General features: G+C 48.7%; 19 protein-coding genes. 5 read left to right on the top strand and 14 right to left on the bottom strand.

The features are described 5' to 3' along the window. Positions 1 to 29 precede the first annotated feature (29 nt). Together AC55FS_RS17795 and AC55FS_RS17790 are read left to right on the top strand one after the other, a co-directional pair. Complete coding sequence (locus tag AC55FS_RS17795; RefSeq protein WP_496933638.1) at positions 30 to 320, top strand: Bor family protein; 291 nt, start codon at positions 30 to 32, stop codon at positions 318 to 320. A 14-nt stretch (positions 321 to 334) separates the two neighbouring features. Then, positions 335 to 628: a Bor/Iss family lipoprotein gene (locus AC55FS_RS17790; RefSeq protein WP_496933637.1), complete on the top strand. Its 294-nt coding sequence runs from the start codon at positions 335 to 337 to the stop codon at positions 626 to 628. Between the two features lie 61 nt (positions 629 to 689). Here AC55FS_RS17790 and AC55FS_RS17785 read toward each other — a convergent pair whose 3' ends face one another. From AC55FS_RS17785 to AC55FS_RS17720, 14 genes are all read right to left on the bottom strand, one after another. Further along, positions 690 to 2,750, bottom strand: a complete 2,061-nt coding sequence (locus AC55FS_RS17785) for a TonB-dependent receptor plug domain-containing protein (RefSeq protein ID WP_496933636.1) — start codon at positions 2,748 to 2,750, stop codon at positions 690 to 692. 60 nt (positions 2,751 to 2,810) lie between these two features. After that, positions 2,811 to 3,515, bottom strand: a complete 705-nt coding sequence (locus AC55FS_RS17780) for a hypothetical protein (RefSeq protein WP_496933635.1) — start codon at positions 3,513 to 3,515, stop codon at positions 2,811 to 2,813. Continuing rightward, positions 3,497 to 4,006 carry a DUF2878 domain-containing protein gene (locus AC55FS_RS17775; protein ID WP_496933634.1) on the bottom strand — a complete coding sequence of 170 codons (510 nt, stop codon included), beginning with the start codon at positions 4,004 to 4,006 and terminating at the stop codon, positions 3,497 to 3,499. The genes AC55FS_RS17780 and AC55FS_RS17775 overlap by 19 nt, the downstream gene beginning before the upstream one ends. Before the next feature lie 4 nt (positions 4,007 to 4,010). Further along, positions 4,011 to 5,264, bottom strand: coding sequence for a class I SAM-dependent methyltransferase (locus tag AC55FS_RS17770; protein ID WP_496933633.1), 1,254 nt, complete (start codon positions 5,262 to 5,264; stop codon positions 4,011 to 4,013). Beyond that, positions 5,261 to 6,145: a DUF1365 domain-containing protein gene (locus AC55FS_RS17765; protein WP_496933632.1), complete on the bottom strand. Its 885-nt coding sequence runs from the start codon at positions 6,143 to 6,145 to the stop codon at positions 5,261 to 5,263. Before AC55FS_RS17765 ends, AC55FS_RS17770 begins: the two co-directional genes overlap by 4 nt. Further along, positions 6,142 to 7,413: an NAD(P)/FAD-dependent oxidoreductase gene (locus tag AC55FS_RS17760; RefSeq protein WP_496933631.1), complete on the bottom strand. Its 1,272-nt coding sequence runs from the start codon at positions 7,411 to 7,413 to the stop codon at positions 6,142 to 6,144. Before AC55FS_RS17760 ends, AC55FS_RS17765 begins: the two co-directional genes overlap by 4 nt. Before the next feature lie 11 nt (positions 7,414 to 7,424). Continuing rightward, on the bottom strand, positions 7,425 to 8,183 hold the full coding sequence (locus tag AC55FS_RS17755; protein ID WP_496933630.1) for an SDR family NAD(P)-dependent oxidoreductase: 759 nt from the start codon (positions 8,181 to 8,183) through the stop codon (positions 7,425 to 7,427). Continuing rightward, entirely contained in the window at positions 8,180 to 8,626 is a 447-nt protein-coding gene (locus AC55FS_RS17750; protein WP_496933629.1) for a nuclear transport factor 2 family protein, read from the bottom strand. The genes AC55FS_RS17755 and AC55FS_RS17750 overlap by 4 nt, the downstream gene beginning before the upstream one ends. Next, positions 8,623 to 9,597: an acyl-CoA desaturase gene (locus tag AC55FS_RS17745; protein WP_496933628.1), complete on the bottom strand. Its 975-nt coding sequence runs from the start codon at positions 9,595 to 9,597 to the stop codon at positions 8,623 to 8,625. Before AC55FS_RS17745 ends, AC55FS_RS17750 begins: the two co-directional genes overlap by 4 nt. Before the next feature lie 8 nt (positions 9,598 to 9,605). Further along, complete coding sequence (gene phrB / locus AC55FS_RS17740; protein ID WP_496933627.1) at positions 9,606 to 11,072, bottom strand: deoxyribodipyrimidine photo-lyase; 1,467 nt, start codon at positions 11,070 to 11,072, stop codon at positions 9,606 to 9,608. Next, positions 11,069 to 11,920: a MerR family transcriptional regulator gene (locus tag AC55FS_RS17735; RefSeq protein WP_496933626.1), complete on the bottom strand. Its 852-nt coding sequence runs from the start codon at positions 11,918 to 11,920 to the stop codon at positions 11,069 to 11,071. The genes phrB and AC55FS_RS17735 overlap by 4 nt, the downstream gene beginning before the upstream one ends. Then, positions 11,917 to 12,912: a YbgA family protein gene (locus tag AC55FS_RS17730; protein ID WP_496933625.1), complete on the bottom strand. Its 996-nt coding sequence runs from the start codon at positions 12,910 to 12,912 to the stop codon at positions 11,917 to 11,919. Before AC55FS_RS17730 ends, AC55FS_RS17735 begins: the two co-directional genes overlap by 4 nt. A 143-nt stretch (positions 12,913 to 13,055) precedes the next feature. Beyond that, the gene (locus AC55FS_RS17725; RefSeq protein ID WP_496933624.1) at positions 13,056 to 13,424 is read right to left on the bottom strand and encodes a sirohydrochlorin chelatase; all 369 of its coding nucleotides are present in this window, start codon (positions 13,422 to 13,424) and stop codon (positions 13,056 to 13,058) included. 3 nt (positions 13,425 to 13,427) lie between these two features. Continuing rightward, positions 13,428 to 14,408, bottom strand: coding sequence for an NAD(P)/FAD-dependent oxidoreductase (locus tag AC55FS_RS17720; protein WP_496933623.1), 981 nt, complete (start codon positions 14,406 to 14,408; stop codon positions 13,428 to 13,430). Positions 14,409 to 14,590: 182 nt separating this feature from the next. On the opposite strand from AC55FS_RS17720, the gene AC55FS_RS17715 reads away from it, so the two are divergent. The 3 genes from AC55FS_RS17715 to AC55FS_RS17705 all read left to right on the top strand — a co-directional run bounded on the left by AC55FS_RS17715 (position 14,591) and on the right by AC55FS_RS17705 (position 17,896). Further along, positions 14,591 to 16,360 (top strand): acyl-CoA dehydrogenase C-terminal domain-containing protein, encoded by a 1,770-nt coding sequence (locus AC55FS_RS17715; protein ID WP_496933622.1) that lies wholly within the window; start codon positions 14,591 to 14,593, stop codon positions 16,358 to 16,360. 14 nt (positions 16,361 to 16,374) lie between these two features. Beyond that, positions 16,375 to 17,286: a TIGR01777 family oxidoreductase gene (locus AC55FS_RS17710; protein WP_496933621.1), complete on the top strand. Its 912-nt coding sequence runs from the start codon at positions 16,375 to 16,377 to the stop codon at positions 17,284 to 17,286. 280 nt (positions 17,287 to 17,566) lie between these two features. Continuing rightward, positions 17,567 to 17,896, top strand: coding sequence for a hypothetical protein (locus tag AC55FS_RS17705; protein ID WP_496933620.1), 330 nt, complete (start codon positions 17,567 to 17,569; stop codon positions 17,894 to 17,896). Positions 17,897 to 18,200: the final 304 nt, after the last annotated feature.

Raw genomic sequence — 18,200 nt, 5'->3', positions numbered from 1 at the left:
GGCAATTGTTGTTGAAGGAGTTGGTTTTAGTGAAGGTTAAGGTTCTGTTGTTTCTATTTTTTTCCTTATTATATGGCTGTTCTACTGTAACGATTCAAACGGAATATAACATCAGGGTTTCTCATCAGCCAGACTTCTCTCAGAGTCAGGCATTTTATCTATTTGGTTTGATTGGTGAGCGTAGGATCGACGTATCGAGGATTTGTGGTGATTCGGGGGCCGCGCAATTGCAGAGTCAGCAGACCTTTGTAGATGGCTTGCTGACCATAGTGACCCTGGGTATATATGCCCCTCACACTGCTAACGTGTGGTGCAAATGAGAAATTTAAACAGTATGAAACTACTAGTCCTAATTTTGATTTGGTCCTTATCTGGCTGTTCAACTATTCATTTTGATAGAGTAAGTTCAGGTGACAGCGTCAGTTACACCACCTCACAGTGGCATCATAATGCTGTTCTGGCATTGATCGAGGTGTCTGACCCTGTGGTGTTGGAAGAAGAATGCAATGGAGACGAATGGGTATCCGTCAAAACAGAACTCAGCTTTCTGAATTGGCTGGCCAGCAGTTTAGTGAATGTGGTTGGGGCTATTTGGTATCCAAAAACGGTGGATGTCAGCTGTCATTAGCTGATGTATGTTAATCAGATCATACCTTATCAATTTAGCCAGGTATGATCTGATTTCATGATTATATTCTCGCTTTTATTCCAAGTGACACAATGGTTGGAAGATCAGTTACTTCTTCTCTATTGCTATAGTCTGCACCTTCATATTCGTAGCCGACGACATTTTTTCGACCGTACAGATTAAGTACTTCAACGTAGAGGTCCATATCCCAGTTGCGGAAGTTAAAGCTGCGATCAGCACGTACGTCCAGCTTGTGATTTGCAGGTAACCTTTCTGAATTAACCGTACCATAAACAGGGTTGTATAGATCAGGATCTTCACTGTCTTGAATAGCGGTTTCTAATGGCGTAATCAACTGACCACTCTGATAACGCCACTTAAAGCCAATTTGCCAGTTTTCATTCAATTGATAATTAGCAACCGTGTTAATAATAACAGGCTGATCGTAGTTGTAGTTGAAATCGCGTCCAGTCAGGTTGTCATGGCGGAAAGTGCGGGAGTAGGCAACGGAAACCCAGCCGTACCAGCGATCCGTTAGGTTTTTATTAAGAAAGAACTCCATGCCCCAGGCTTTACCGTCAGCATCATTGGTATAACGTGGAAGAGCGTTATATTGTTCTTCACTGAGGTCAGCATATAAAGGGTCTTTTGAAGGGCGTCCCACTATAATGTTGTCTAAGGTTTTGTAGTAGGTTTCGACCTTCCAGAATAGATTCTCATCGATTTCATTTTCCAAGCCCAGCTCGTAGTGGTCAGCGGTGGGCTGCTTTAGATCTGGATTGCCAAAAGGAGCAACATATTGGCCAAAGGCATCCGGAAGAATATGGTGTTTGCCATAGGCGGTGGTGAAGGTCCAGCCAGGGGTAAATTGCCAGCGGCTTTGAATACGAGGTTCGGCAAAGCGCTCGTCAGTATAGTCATCGTTTGACAACGCTAAGCCGGCAGTCAAGTTCCAATCGCGAGTGACTTGCCAGCTATCAGCGATATGGCCATCGAGGTTTAACACGACGGGTTTGCCGTCTCCTTCGATGGTTTCCGTTCCATCAACAATGCGGCAGTCGGGGTCAAACTCATCGCAGGGTGGCGCTTCAAAACGTCCATCGTAGCTGATGTGGCTTTCGGTAACTTCTAGGCCCCACTGCAACTCGTGTTTGAAATTAATAGGGTAGGTAAACTGACTGCGCAGATTAAAGTCATTAACTTTAACGTCGATGCGGTTGTCGATGCCAATATTAAACGCAAACTTCTGCTCTAAATGAGATAAACCGATCTTATGGCTCATTCCATTCTGATAGAACTTGGTCCAAAGCAATCCTTGACTGTTAAAAAATGACTCAAAGTTAATGCCACCACTAAGACCTGGGTCCTGCAATACTTCATCAGAATCATCTGCAAACTTTAGACCCGCCTTGTCACGTGCACCGATGACCTGAAAGGCTAAGGTTTCACTGTCGCTAATACGGTATTCATATTTGCCTTGATAATCGTAGTACTCGGGCACTGTGGTGAACTTGAAGTCCTCATCGTCGAGGAAATTTTCAATGTAATACTGGAATAGACTCTGACGCCCAGCAAAATAGAAGCTTTGATTTTCACTGATGGGGGCTTCAACGAAGATACCTGCTTTTAAGAAGCTGGCATCAATAACGACTTGGCTACGATCATAATAAGGCGAACGCGAGGTCGCCTCAATTACTGCGCCAGTGGCGTTGTTGTATTGGGCCGAAAAGGCTGCCGTTTCCAGTTTGAAGTCCTCTACCACGTTATCGCTGAGGATGCTGCTGGAATCAGTGTGAAATATGTATCCAACGGGCAGGAAGTCGATAATGTAGGCATTATCTTCTGGAGATGAGCCGCGTACAGCAGGCTCAGATTGATTTCCGCCAGCGAAAGTGACGCCTGGCAAGCTTTCAATGGCGGCCAAGGGGTCGTTTCCTGAGCCAGGCAGGCGCAATAGCTTTTTGGTTGAAATCTCTGTTAAAGGTTCTTTGCTTCCGCTCACTTCCACTGTATCCAGTGTGACGTCATCATTGGCCACACTGCTGATGCTGACCCCAGCACAGGCCAAGGCCAGCAATGAACGACGCCACAGCTGGGGAGTGACAAGGTTTAATTCTGACATTGGGCTTCCTTCCTGATGGGACCAAGGCAATTTCACGGCAGTTTATCAGCTTTAGCTGAATCAATTGTGAACCAACTCGTCATAGCGGTAGCGGATGTCGACGTCTAGCCCATTGCCATCGGCATCTTGTAGGTTACTTATCCCTCGATAGATACGCAGGCGCTGGCTGCTGCGCTCGTAATGGAGCACGATAGGATCCAAGAGCCAGGCCAACCAGCGAGACTGCAAGCGCATCTCCAGCTGCAGTTCGTTATCTGTAACTAGGGTGGGTACCAGCCGAAAGGCGATAACATCTTGCCTGGCAGGCGCTGCAAAAAAGAAATCGACGCTGTTGCCTTTTAACAAGGTGTTCCAATGCTGGCGAACAAACTCATCAAAGCCGGCGTCTATGACCAATGGCTGTAGATCGCCATCGACGCTAGCTTGCTTTTGCTTGCTACCGTCTTGCAGTTTCATAATGAACTGCCCATCTTCAAACACGACTTGTTCCCGATAATCCTTGCGTAAGTCGTTTAAGGTAAACTCTGGAGCTGTCTTCAATTGACGGTATAGATTGCGCTTTTCGGCGATGAGGTTACCTTGTGCATCCCGATACTCGACCTGGCGTTGACTGAGGCTACCGTCTACCAGCGTCAACCTATGGTGTTCGATATATAACAGATTTTCAGTGCCCGGCTGATAGGCATGCCCATGGTAGTTTAAGACGACTTTGGCGTGGACCAGCGTGCAGCCCAGTAGTATGAATATCAAGATGATAGGTTGCATCGTCTCACTTCCTGCCAGCTAACGGTACCGAGTAACAATGCCCAGATAATGGCAATGGCAATAAATCCAGACATGGTGATGGTTACGACTTCAAGTTTCATACCGGCGTAATAGCTGCATGGGGCAGCCACTACGCCGAGTGCTATAGCGAGCCAAGGGCGTCGTATAAGCCAAGCGAGGCTATGTCGCAAAGTGCTCGCAAAGGCGAGCCACAGAATCATTAACCAAGGTGGAATTATCCAGCTTTCATAACTGGGGAATTGCATCCAGCCAATTGCAAGTAGCAAAGAATCTGCAGCAATACCAACCGTGCTAACCCACGCTAATAACGGCAATTCACCAGGCTGCAATAGAAAACGATGCCAAATTAGCAGCACAGGTAGACTTACCAGTGCCGCCAAGTTTCCACCCAAGACACAAGCTAGCCAACAGGCTTGGAATACCAGCACATTGCCGATTAGCTTTGCCTGCATAGGCAGGGGCTTGATCATATTGCTAGCCTAATTGCCCAAGAACATGTGGGCGACGGTTAAGAGGTTTGGCAAACATCAGGTGAACATCGCCGATAACTCGTTCGGCAAAACCACCCTGGCAATAAGCGAAATAAAAATCCCACAAACGAATAAAGTCGTCATCGTAGCCGAGTTCATGAAGTCTATGACGTTGATTTAAGAACTGTTCTCTCCAGCAGGCTAGGGTACGCGCATAGTGAGAAGTAATATCTTCCATGTGGATCATTTTCATATCACTGACTCTAGTCACTGCACTTTGTATTGCGGTAACGCAGGGAATAAAGCTGCCAGGGAATATGTAGCGCTTAATAAAATCGACTTCTTTTTTGGCTTGTTCATAGCGCTGATCGTCTATAGTAATGGCCTGAATCAGAGCTATACCATCGTCTTTTAGTAACCGGTTACAGGTTTCGATATAAGTATCTAAGTACTGATGGCCGACGGCTTCTATCATTTCAATCGATACCAGCTTGTCGTACTGGCCGCGGAGATCGCGGTAGTCCTCTAGCAATAGAGTAATCTTATCTTGTAACCCAAGCTCCATGATACGTTGCTCGGCCCAATCGTATTGCTGCTTGGAGATGGTAGTGGTGGTAACGTGACAACCATAGTGCTTGGCCGCGTGTATGGCCATGCCACCCCAGCCGGTGCCGATTTCAACTAATCTATCATTTTCATTGAGCTGCAATTTCTGACAAATACGGTCCAGTTTATGGATAGATGCCTGCTCTAATGTTGCATCTTTATCAGGGAATATCGCACTGGAGTACATCATGGTGGGATCGAGAAAACACTCGAACATATCATTGCCAAGATCGTAATGGGCGGCAATATTTCGCCGTGAGCCCTTGGCAGTATTGCGGTTCATATAATGTAAACCTTTTAGCAACCATTGCCCCAGGCTGGCCCAGCCACTATCAATACTGTCTACAACGTCTTTATTGCGGGCAAGAATACGGATTAACGTCGGTAAATCGTCGCAGCGCCAGTCCCCGGTCATATAGGCTTCGCCGGCACCAACACTACCGGTTAAAGCGATACTGCGGTACGCTTCATAATCATCAATATAGATGCTAGCCTGTAGCTCAGGGTCTGGTTTGCCAAATTCATGGCACTGTTCGCCTTCATAGACGCGCAGCAAACCAGTGTGTAACCGATCAAGAGTTTTAAACAAACCGCTACGACACAGTCGATCAAGCCAATGAATAGAGTCAGTGTTCGCTGTTATGGTTTTCATCGAATGCTCTCCTGTTGGCGACACGTTTTTTGCCTACTGGCCTGCTGATAATCATGCTTCTGCTGCCAGTCGTTTTCAGGTTGATTTTTGGGGTGAGGGTAAAAAGGAGATTTTTTAAGCCATAGTTGTAACGCATTCCAATAAATGCCCCAGAACACCTTCAGGGTCATCAATGGATATTGGCGCAGTACACATCCCATGCTGGCTCGACTTAACTCATGGCGGCTAAGCACCATAGTCGCGTCAAAGTCTTTATGGTGGTTCTGCAAGGTTTCCATATGAATTCGCAGCTGCTGGCTTGGATCTTCCATCACCCAACGATAATTCATCTCTAGTGGGTTGAATGGGGACACATGAAATACCTTGGCAAAGGTATATTCTCGTTTGACGCTAGTACCGCTCTGATAAATCTTCACGGGAGCCGCTGAGCGTGCGGTCTGCTTACCTTCTGCCAGTAAGCTGTAGTGAAAGCGCTCGTCCCAAGGGGTGTTGGTAATCTCCGCCAGCACGCCAGCCAAGCTGCCGTCTGCTCTGTAGCCATAGTAAAAACTGACAGGATTGATCAAATAGCCAAAATAACGCAGGTTGGTGAGAAGACAAACCTTACTGACCTGTTCTCCCATTTCTTGTAAAAAAGTATCTTGGACTTGCTGCTTTAAGTCGGCTGCGGTGTTTTCATAGGCATGCTCTGCCATAAAATAATCTAGTCGATTAAAGCGTGCCAAAGCAGGCTTGCTGGCCGACCAAAAAGGATGCATATCCATTACTTCGTCTACTTCGTCCAGATCCAGCATGACCATAAATACTTGGTAGTTAAGCTGGTGAGCAACAGGATCAAATCGTCGATGGCGAACCTGGCCAAGATACAGAGCACTGTTCACAGGCTCACTCCGAATTCCTTGCATACACGCAGTGCGCTGCAGACTCCATCTTCATGGAACCCATTAAACCAGTAAGCGCCGCAGTAATGAGTTCGATTGATCGCACTGATCTCATGATGACGTTGCTGTGCCGCCATGCCTTCAAGGGTGAACACAGGATGAGCGTACTGAAATTGGCGAATAATTTTGTCGGGGTGAATGTCCTGGGTTTTATTCAGGGTGACGCAGAAGGATTGTGGTGCATTGTCAAAGTTCTGCAACCGGTTCATGTAATAAGTAACCGCAACAGCCTCATTGTTCTGGCGAGAATCAATGTGATAGTTCCAGGCAGCCCAGGCATTTTTTCGCCTCGGTAGAATACTGGCATCTGTATGCAATACGACATCGTTCATTTTGTATGGAATGGCTGCCAGTATTTGCTGCTCTTCTAGGCTGGGAGCCGTTAACATCGATAACGCCTGATCACTATGGCAAGCCAGGATGACGTGATCAAAGCGCTCACTGCCCTGAGTTGAATGGATAATGACATGATCGTTATGGCGCTCAATGCGTTCAACGGCGTCATTCAAGCGAAACCGCTGTTCACCCACCCGTTGCTGAATACGTTCGACATAGCTGCGCGAACCGCCAGAAATCACTCGCCATTGTGGCCTGTCATCGACACTGAGCATGCCGTGATTCTTAAAAAATCGTACGAAGAAATATAACGGAAATTGCATCATCATATCTTCGCTGGCTGACCAAACTGCCGCTCCCATGGGGATGATGTAATAGCGGCAAAAGTAGTGTCCGTAGTTGTTACGTTTTAAATAACTACCCAATGTTTCAGATTTGTCAAGCTGTCCGCTCTCTAGCTCAGCCTTAGTCTCTTTATTAAAACGTAAGATGTCGCGAATCATTGCCCAGAATTTAGGGTTGATAAGGTTGCTACGTTTCGCAAATAAGGAGTTCAGGTCATGGCCGTTGTACTCCATATCCGTTTGCTCACACTTAACGCTAAAGCTCATGTCGGAGGCTTCGCTAGCAACACCTAAACGATCCATTAATTTTATAAAATTTGGATAGGTCCAGTCGTTAAAAACGATGAACCCGGTGTTAACTGGAAACGTCTGTGATCCAACCTTGACGCCTGTCGTTTGTGTATGGCCGCCAAGATAGTCGTTGGCTTCGTACAAGCTGACATCGTACTTCTCATGCAATAAATAAGCGCAGGTTAATCCAGAAATTCCGGAGCCCACGATAGCAATGCGCTGTTGATTGGACATCATTCAACGGCTCCTTATTGGCGTGATAGACGCGCAGCAATCTTTAGTCGAAGTAATGCCGGCAGTAGTCCCAATATTCTCAATGGCCAGGTGAACCGTTTCGGAAAATGAATGGTGAGTTGGCGTTGCTCTAAACCATGAGCTATGTGCCGGGCGGCCTCACTTGCGCTGATCATCATTGGCATATCAAAGTCGTTGCGTTGGGTTAATGGTGTATCAACAAATCCTGGATAGATAATGCATGTATCAATTCCTTCGTGTACGAGGTCGGCACGCATGCTTTCCATAAAGTAGTTGGTTGCCGCTTTACTGGCACCATAAGCTTGCGCCCTAGGCATCGCCAGCCAGCTTGAGCTGCTGCTCATGGCCGCCAAACATCCTTTGTGGCTTTTCCTTAATAGAGGCAGCGCGGCAGCTGTGCAGTTCACTAAGCCGATAAAATTGGTACGCATAACACGCTCGAATAAAGCCACATCCAACTGCTGAACATCGACGTATTCGCAGGTCCCGGCGTTTGCTATCAGCATATCGATACCACCCTTTTCAGAGATCTGATTGGCGACAGATTGAACAGCATCAGCATCAGTCACATCCAGTGGCAGTGCTTTAACATTGTTATATCGAGATGCCATTGTTTGCAGTTTTTTGTCGTTACGCGCACTGATATAAAGCTGATGGCAGCGCGGTTGTAGCTCTGCGACCAGCGCTTCACCGATACCGCTGGAAGCACCCACCAACCAAATCGATTGTTGTTTTAGTGGCACATAACTCATTGAGACATCCTCTTTTTTAAAGCCCTAATGACTTTGCCAAGCAAGGGGATGTGCTCGTACAATAATTGCCCACCATCAAAGAAATCTCTGTGCTCAATAATTGCGCCGTCTCGAATGGTTAGCTGGGTAATACCTTCAACGCAGACTTGTTGCCCTGCATTGATACGGGGATGTTGAAACAGCATGGTCCAACTGAGGATAAAACCCTGCTCATTGAACCAGTGCTGATGAAAGACAAACTCTATACTTTTGACGTTTTGATATAACGACATGAAGTATTGCTTCAATGCTGTCAGGCCAGATACGGTATGAAAAGGATCCTGAAATACAACGTCGCTATGGTAGCAACGAGAGAGCAGTGATTCGTTGACGGTATATTTGTCCAACTGGCGATATAGAGATTTAAACTCATCGATAAGTTGTGGAAACTGATCCTGGTTCATGACTTATCTCCCGCATTGACTGCCAGAGATTCGTTTGTACTTGGTTGTTGGCCCTCAAGCAGAATCTTTTCTGGTACTGGGTTTAGGTCATAGACGATCCCCAGCCATTGCAGGACTTTAAGCAGGTAAAAACTAATGTCGATCTCCCACCAATAGAATCCCTGGCGAGCGGATGTTGCCCAGCGGTGGTGATTGTTGTGCCATCCTTCTCCTAACGTGAGCAGTGCCAGTAACGCATTATTGCGGCTGTTGTCTTTGGTATTAAACCGTCGTTTGCCCCAAATATGACCCAATGAGTTGATGGTTACTGTCGAGTGGAACAATAGCACCGTAGATATGAAGAAGCCCCAAATCACCAGTTGCAGCCCTGAGGTCCCCAGCTCGGGATAGTAGTTGGCTAGCCATTGTCCGGTAATAAACAATATAACCACGAGTAAAAATGGTGCAAAAATGTCGTACCTATCTAGCCATCTGAGTTCTGGATAGCGAGCAAAGTCTTTTATTCGATGCCACTGGGTTTTGAAACTGGCATCGCAGGTAAACCATCCCATGTGACTCCACCAAAAGCCTCGTTGAACAGGGGAGTGTAGATCTTCTTCTGTATCAGAATGCTGATGGTGAGCTCTATGGTGAGCTGCCCACCATAGCGGACCACGCTGTGCTGCCATATTGCCGATCAGGGCAAAGACAAACTGCCAAAAACGATTGGTTTTAAAGGCTTTATGGGAAAAGTATCTATGGTAGAAAGCTGTGATCGCAAATAAGCGCAGCCAGTATAAGGCCAAGCAAACGACTACATCTGTGGTGCTGACGGGCAATGCAAATGCCAACAAGCAAGTGGCATGGACAAAGATAAAGGGCACCACTCGTAAGCCATTAAACTGGGTGCTGGTCATGGGTGTACCATCATCGGCGCTAGAATCTATCCAGCGCTTTATCTGAGTCCATGAACTGACATCTCCGTTATTCATAGGAATGCTCACTCAATTAATGAAGCCTGGTCATGTGCCTGTTGACTGGACTGCTTAAAGGCATCCAGAGCTCGTTGTCTGGCAAATTTGTGTTCAACAATTGCGCTGCCATAACCCGTTTTCTTTCGCTGAAGGTCTGTTGGCTGATGGCGGTCGCGCGCAGATAAAGAATTAAGTTCAGGAACAAAGTGACTAATAAAGTCACCATTAGGGTCAAAGCGTTGTGATTGAGTCGTTGGATTAAAAATACGAAAATAAGGTGCACCGTCCGCTCCGGTAGAGGCACTCCACTGCCAGCCACCGTTGTTGGATGCTAAGTCGGCATCTACCAAATACTGGTTAAAGTGTGCCTCACCGCGACGCCAATCTATTAACAGATGCTTGGTCAAAAACATGGCGCTGATCATCCGCAGGCGGTTATGCATCCATCCTGTTTCTATTAATTGTCGTTGTGCAGCATCGACAATGGGATAGCCGGTGTTACCCTCGCGCCATGCTTTAAAGTCAGCGTCGGCTGCTTTGCCTGTGCGCCAGGCAACATTTTCTGTTTCTGGCTTAAACGCCTTGTGTTTGCATAGCTGAGGAAATGCAACCATTAAATGACGATAAAACTCTCGCCAGATAAGTTCGTTGATCCAGCTATCAAGGCCGGGATTTCCTCCGCTAAGTACACAACCATTTTGTTGCCATGCGCTGTACAGGCATTGACGGGGAGATAACAAACCTAACGACAAAGCATAGGACAACTGACTGGTAGAAGGCTTAGCTGGGAAATCGCGTTCATCGGCATAGTAGCAAACATTCTGATCGAGAAAATCTTGTAATCTTTGATGGCACTGATGCTCTGAGCACGGCCACAAGTCATCTTTCACTTGGGCTGGGAGCTGTTGCCAAAATGCCAGTAACTCTTTCTCATTGACGGCGATGTTAGGGCGCCTTTTGGGCTTGGCCAGTGGTGCTTGCTGATACTGCTCGAATTGTTGCCACCAGGCCTTTTTAAATGGTGTATATACTTTGAATGGCAGATCTTGTTTAGTGACAACTTCTCCTGGTGGAATCACGCATTGATCATGGAATTTGTAAACTTCTATGTTTTTGGTTCGACACCAGCGCTGTAGTTCAATATCGCGTTTGCGCTCATTGACTTCGTATTCAAGGTTAAAATGCAATGAGCTGATCACCACCTTATGTTTGTTAAGATAAGTGATAAGCTGTTTGATCTCTTCCACGCTGTTGGCAAACGTTGAACTGTTAATGACCAGTAAGGGTATATTTAGACTTTCTAGAGACGAGCGCAATTCGTGCACGCAATTGATGAGCAGTTGCCATTTTCTTTCGCCCAACCCGTGTTGTTGCCATTGCTCTTGTGTCAAACAAACTAATCCATACACCTGGCCTGGTTGTTGGCATGCATGAAATAAAGCGGGGTTATCATGTACTCGCAAGTCATTGCGAAACCACACCAACTGGCTCACGAAAAGTCTCCACTGGTTATAAACTGTTGAATTTGTTGGCTAAAAGTCTCAGGTAGAATGTGTATGTCGCTTTGCTGATTGAACTGTGCCGGTATCGCACCAGAGACATACAAATGGATATCGAGTGACTGCAACTGCTGTAGCCATTGGCGACTGACATCCAGATTACACGGGTGAAAATGCAACCACAGATGCTGACAAGATAAGCTGACAGCGGCTAATGCCAGATCATTGGCGCTGAGTTTGGCGCCGAAATAGTGTGTCTGAAAAGCCGCTGCACCTAATGCATAGGCACAGGAAAGCAGCTCAATTTCTGCATCTTCATGATTGGTTGCCAATAATATCGCCGGGCCATCACTGTGCTTCTGTTGATGATGCATAAATGTGCACAGCTTGCGTTTTAGTAAATACTCAAAGGCTCGTGCTAAAAGAGGTTGCTCGTGTTGACTGCGCACATGTTGCAGCACAGGTAAAAGACAATGCTCGTAATAAACCGACATGGGGTAACAGGACAATCCGTCGCTAAACAGTTGATCCAGTTTATGATTGTTGAGCTGGGTCGCCGCTTGGATAATGTCATATTGCATAGATGACCAATTATCATCGCTAGATGGTTGGGACTGCTGATTGTCTTTAATCAGCAATTTAACCTGACGAATGGGATAGCCTTGTTCCAGCCAATACAGAATATTTTTAACCCGACCGATATGCTGATCGTTATACAGTCTGTGACCTTTTTCAGTGCGTTCTGGCTTAATAATACCGTAGCGCCTCTCCCAGGCCCTTAGCGTTACCGGGTTCACACCGGTAATGCGAGAGAACTCACGAATCGGATAAGCCATGCTCATATACGATTCCTTAACCCCAGCTCATAGGGATAAGGGTTCAGGTAGACCTGAGCACGAGCGTAGGCATTTGCTTCAGGGTGGTGATTTAAGTGATGTTTGAGCAACGTCAGTGGCACGATTAAGGGCACAATTCCCTGACGATAATCATCAATCACCTGGGTTAGTTCTTGTTTGTCACTGGGGTTTATCAGATTCTTTAAATAGCCTTGCAAATGCATCAAGGTGTTGGTGTGCATTTTGCGGCTGGCCGGTTTCGCTAACGCTGCCATCAACTGGCTAATGTATTCATCTGCAATATCGCTTAATGGCTGAGCGTGAAGATTGGCTAAAAGTCTCCCGAGGCTTTTGTAGTGCACTAGGCTGTGCGCCATCACCAAATATTTATAGCGTGAGTGAAAGTCGATGAGGTCACCAGCAGTGTATGGCTGGCGTATAAATTCTTGCCACTCGTGGTAGGTAAACACACGCAGCATAAAGTTTTCTAATAAGCCTGCGTCGTTTAAGCGTCCCGCTTCTTCAACCGGCATCAAAGGGTTTTGCTGGCAAAAATGTTTGGCAAATAGCCCTTGGGTGGTGCCTTCTGGGTGACCATTTTCCAAATAACGCTTAACGCCAAAAACGCCACAGCTGGGCGACTTTTGCATAAATATGTAGCCGCACAAATCTGTTTGCTGCTGACCCTGGGTGCGGCCGTACTCTGACAGCGCTTCGGTTACATCAATGCTGGCGTCGTCACTGCCGATGGCGCGAATCTGTTCATCATTAGCTGTCTTGCTAACCAGGCGGATGGGCTGTCGCGGTGTCCCCATGCCAATAGCGACTTCTGGACATAAAGGTCGGAAGTCGAAGTAGCAGCTGAGGGTGTCGGTGCAAAAGCGCGAGCGTTTGTGGGAGCCATTAAATCTGACACTGTGCCCCAGCAGGCAAGCACTGATGCCTACTGGGATGCGACCGCCGTTGTTGGTAGTGGAGGACGATATTGACTGTGCCATCTTTGTATAACCTATGGTTCATACTTGTATAGGATTAGTCTGGCCCAAAAACGTTCAGCTGGTCAATATTTTTTGTACAAATAAACCTAAAGTTGTATAAGTATTGGTGTTACTACTGTGGTTTTGCATAAGGGGACACGGTCTTAGCCAATGCGCCGAGTGACCACCTGGGCAATGGCGGCGCTGACTTCGGGCTCTAAACCTACCGGCTGATGCAGTTCAATGTGCACGCCCGTATGTTGCTCGCAGAGTTCGGCAATCATTGCTGGCACGTCGCGGCGCAAATGGCGCCCGGCTGCAAAGAATAATGGCAATACATCGATGTGGCTGGCACCGCTGCCGACCAGCTCATCGACCTGGCTAGCCAGTGTCGGCGATGCCAGTTCCATATAGGCCAATCGCACGGGTTGATCGCCTGGTAATTGCTGACGGATACGCTGTAGCAGTTGCTCAAACGGTGCTAGCCAGTGTGGGTCACTACTGCCATGGGCCAATAAAATTGATGCTTTCATACCTTACTCCAGAATGTTTCGTAGCCATTGCCCGGCCTGATTGCCACTGAGCCAAGCCCCTTCAATGGCGCCGCGATCACACCAGTCGCCGCAAACGCTGAGGCGTTTATCGCCGTCCAGCAGAGCCCCTTGTTGCAGCGGATTAGCACAAATAGCGTAAAGCCAGCGATGCAACCACTGCTCGCTCGGCGCTTGCGGGTCTAATGCCAGTGCTTGCCAGAAGGCTTGCGTCAGCTGTTGTTGTACCAACTCTCTTGGGCTGTCGATATGCTCTTGGCTCCAGTCGTGGCTGGCCTGAATCACCCAGCTTTCCAGTGGCTCGCGTTGATGTTTGCTGTTGTTGCGCGCTAACCAGGTAAGGGCGCCAGTACGCACAAAGGCGCCATCGAAGGGGACATTAATACCTTGCTCAAACGCCATCAGCAGGGTCCAGCAGGGTTGCATGGCTACCTGGCACTGTTGCTGTAGTTGCGGGCTGTCAGCCAACAGTGGCTGTGCCTGTGCTGGTGGCATATTGAGAACCAAAGCATCAAAGGGACCGTGGCGCTGTTGCTGCTCGTCCTGCAGCCACCATTGCGACTGCTGCCACTGGCATTGCACGATGCGGGTGGAGGGCGAAAACTGGTCGGCGGCTGCTAATAATTGTCGGCTTAGGCCTGTCATGCGAGGTACGGCAACGTACCGATCAACCTGATCTGGCGACGGCCGTGCGCCGCCTTTATCGATGATCCAAGGGGTGATGGGCCAGCGGGCAAGCCAGCCCTGCTTCTGCCACTGCTCTAGCTGGGCGGTAAACTCAGCACTATGGCTGCGGATAAACTGTGCCCCCATATCCCAACTGGCGTGGCCCACTTTTTTGCTGGCTAGCCGTCCACCTGAGCCGCGGCTTTTATCAAAAACGTGAATAACGTGGTTGGCTTGTCGCAGCTGCTGCAAGGCAGTTAAGCCGGCCATGCCAGCTCCGACGATGGCGATGTTGGCCATGGCAGTCCTCAGAAGTCAGGTCGAGGTCATAAACCTTGACGTATCTTGTACAAAAATTCAAATGAGCGTTCGATACGATTTGCATCGGTTCAATCCACTGTTGTATAACAATTGTATAGTCATGCTGAGACAGATAACAGCATTCAATTTGTTAACTTGGACCGAACTAAAAGGTGAGCTAGATGAAGTATCAGGCACCACTGCGAGATATGCAGTTCGTTTTGTATGAGTTGTTACAAGCTGATCGTGTATTGCCAGCCTTGCCTAGCTTTGAAGATGCGGGTCAGGAAATTATGGATGCCATGCTGAAAGAAGGCGCCAAGCTGGCAGAAAATGTCATGGCACCGCTCAATGAAGTGGGCGACCGGGAAGGTTGTCAGTATCACCCAGAGTCTCACTCGGTCAGTACGCCGAACGGTTTTAAGGAGGCTTATCGACAATTTGCAGAGAGTGGCTGGATCGCGTTGGCAGCACCAGTTGAATACGGCGGTCAGGGCCTGCCACATACGCTCAACACCGTTGCTGAAGAAATGATGTGCTCCGCCAATCTGTCGTTGGGAATGTATCCGGGCTTAAGCCATGGCGCTATCAATGCTCTAACGTCTCATGGCAGTGATGAACTGAAAGCCTTGTATTTGCCCAAGCTGATCAGCGGCGAATGGAGCGGCACCATGTGTCTGACCGAGCCCCATTGCGGCACCGATTTGGGCTTGATTCGCACTAAGGCGGAGCCGTTGGCAGATGGCAGCTATGCGTTATCTGGCACTAAGATCTGGATCACCGGTGGTGAGCACGATCTGGTCGAGAACATAGTGCACTTGGTATTGGCCAAACTGCCCGATGCACCCGCCGGGTCGAAGGGGATATCGTTATTTTTGGTGCCTAAGTTTTTGTCTGATGGCGAGCGCAATCCGGCCTATTGTGGCGGTTTAGAGCACAAAATGGGCATCAAAGGTTCAGCCACCTGTGTGATGAACTTTGAGCAAGCCAAAGGCTGGTTGATTGGCGAGCCGCATTGTGGTTTACAAGCCATGTTTGTGATGATGAACAGTGCACGGCTGATGGTGGGGCTGCAGGGCTTAGGTGTCGCAGAAGCGGCCTATCAGACATCGCTACAGTTTGCCCGCGAACGGCGTCAAAGTCGCTCCCTGGCAGGTCCTAAAGAGCCCGATCAGGCCGCTGATAACATCTTGGTTCATCCGGATGTTAGGCGCATGGTGCTGCGTCAGAAAGCGACCATAGAAGGTGGGCGAGCGCTGGCCTATTTTACTGCCATGCAATTGGATCTGGCCCACAAAGCGGAGACGGTAGAACAGCGTCAGCAGGCCGATGATCTGGTGCAACTACTGACTCCCGTGGTGAAGGCCTATCTCACTGATGAAGGCTTCTTTTGTGCCAACGATGCGCTGCAACTGATGGGCGGCAATGGCTATACCCAGGATTGGCCGGTAGAGCAGTTGGTACGTGATGCCAGAATCACTCGTATTTATGAAGGCACCAATGGCATTCAAGCGTTGGATCTGGTGGGGCGTAAACTCGCCATGCACAACGGCCGGGCGATAAAAGCTTTATTGGCCATGTTCGACAGCTATATTAAATCCGACGCTGAGGTAGCCCACGGCGCTTTATTGACCCAAGCGGTCGGCCAGTTGCAGCGCGCCACCATGTGGTTGGTGCAGCAAGGTATGCAGGATCGTGAGCAGGCTGGCGCCAGTGCAACTCCCTATTTGCGTTTGCTAGCTTTGACTTTGATGGCGTATTTTTGGAGCCGTATGGCCAATACCGCTCAGCAAGCACTCGACCGGGGCAGCACTGAGACCGATTTTTATCAGGCTAAGCTGTACAGTGCGGATTTCTTCTTTGCCAAGCTGCTGCCACAAAGCGGTGCTTTGCTGGCCGAGATAGAGGCGGGCAAAGACAGCCTGATGGCGATGACGGCTGACATGATGTAGGCGCGGAGGACGCTATGACAAAACGCATTCTAATTACTGGTGGCACAGGGTTTATTGGTCGGCATTTGGTCGAGCAGTGGCTGCATCAGGGTCATCAGGTGACTGTGTTTAGTCGGCGTCCTGAGTTTGTTGAGCAGCGCTGGGGCAGTCGGGTGCTGGTGGTGAATACCTTGGCACAGCTGGGAGAGCGTTATGATTGGTTGGTCAACCTGGCCGGTGAGGCCATTGCCGATCGGCGCTGGAGTGATGCTCGCAAACAGGTTTTGCGGGCCTCCCGGGTCGACTTTACCCGCGACCTGGCTGATTGGGCAAAAAGCAGTAGCCAGCATTTCGAAGTGGTTATCAGTGGTTCTGCCGTTGGTTACTACGGCGCTTTGTCGGGCACGGCAGAGCAGCAAACCGTAACGGAGCAAGCGCCAGCGGGTCACGACTTTGCCGCCAGGCTATGCCAGGACTGGGAGCAAGCCGCTAGCTTATTAAAACCTTTGAGCTCTAGGCTGGTGATGGTACGCACTGGCATTGTTTTAGGCCCTCACGGCGGCATGCTGCAGCGCTTGTGGCTGCCGTTTTCGCTCGGTTTAGGTGGCAAAATTGGCTCAGGGCAACAGTTTTTGCCCTGGATTCATCTGCAGGATTACTGCCAAGCGGTTCAGTGGTTGTTGCAGTCCCAGTTGAGCGGCGTATTTAACTTAACGGCGCCAACGCCGGTTGATAATCAGCACTTCACCCAGGCCTTGGGTAAGGTTTTAAAGCGCCCAGTCTGCCTTCCTATGCCGGCCTTCTCGGCACGTTTGCTGTTTGGTGAAATGAGCGAGCTGTTATTGGGAGGCCAGCGAGCGCTGCCTGAGCGATTGCAGCAAGAAAACTTCCAGTTTGAGTTCCCGGATATCGAACCTGCCTTATATGACATCCGCCAGCGTTGGTAGCGCCTCAGTTTTTTGTTGATATTTCTATTTTTTAAAACTGATGCCATAGCCTGAGGTGAGCGGGCAAATCTGACTTTAATTGACTGATAACACAGTAATTTCCGGTTACAGGGCCCTGGTTTTGGCGGGAATGTAGGACCTAAACGACTGTTTTTACGTCAAAAACTCATCATTGGATAAAACAGGACAGGTTACTGTAGCTTTCTGTTATCGGGTATTGCGAAGTGTGTATGGGCTGACTAAACCTATAAGTGCAATGCCCACTACACAGGTGTTAGTTATGAGCATCAGCAAACCCACACTGGCTTCGCCATTGTACGAATTCGACTTGGGCTACCAAGTCACTTACGTCAACTACAGTCGCGCAAATGAGCTGGTGGATGCTCAGCTAATACTCACCCTGGAACGTGGACATGAGCGCAAAACCTTTGTTTTTTCACAACCTCAGTTTAATGATGTTGATCGCAATCTTATTGCTAGTCATGGCATTTATATCGCCACCATTAAAAGCTCGCCACTGGCGCCCAATCGTATCGAAGTGGGGGATGTAGACGGAGGATTCGCCTACTTCACTGCCAGAAGCGTGCGCAACGTCACCCCGACGGCTTAAATGACAAACTCAGCACCCTTGAAGCGGCCTCGGCCGCTTTTTTTTCGCGCCAAAACCCCCTGGTCAAAAACAGAATGAATTAAGGCACCTCTGAATAATTTTGCACAGCCCTGCGCGAGTGCAGCAGGCCTTCAGAACAAGGCGGTGATGGCAGGTAATGGCCAGCCCTTTTCAACATCGCCAACAACGTTATGAAGGCCTGCAGCCCGCGCCCTACGGGGAACGCCAGAGAACTCCAGCTCTGTGTCGCCGATTTTTGGGAGCGGCAAACCGGCTTCGTGATCTGAAATCCTCTGGCGATCCA

It is taken from the genome of Bacterioplanes sp. CLAM21 (assembly GCF_059641015.1).
The sequence above is the reverse complement of the archived record's forward strand: the minus strand, read 5'-3'. Positions and strand labels throughout refer to the sequence as shown.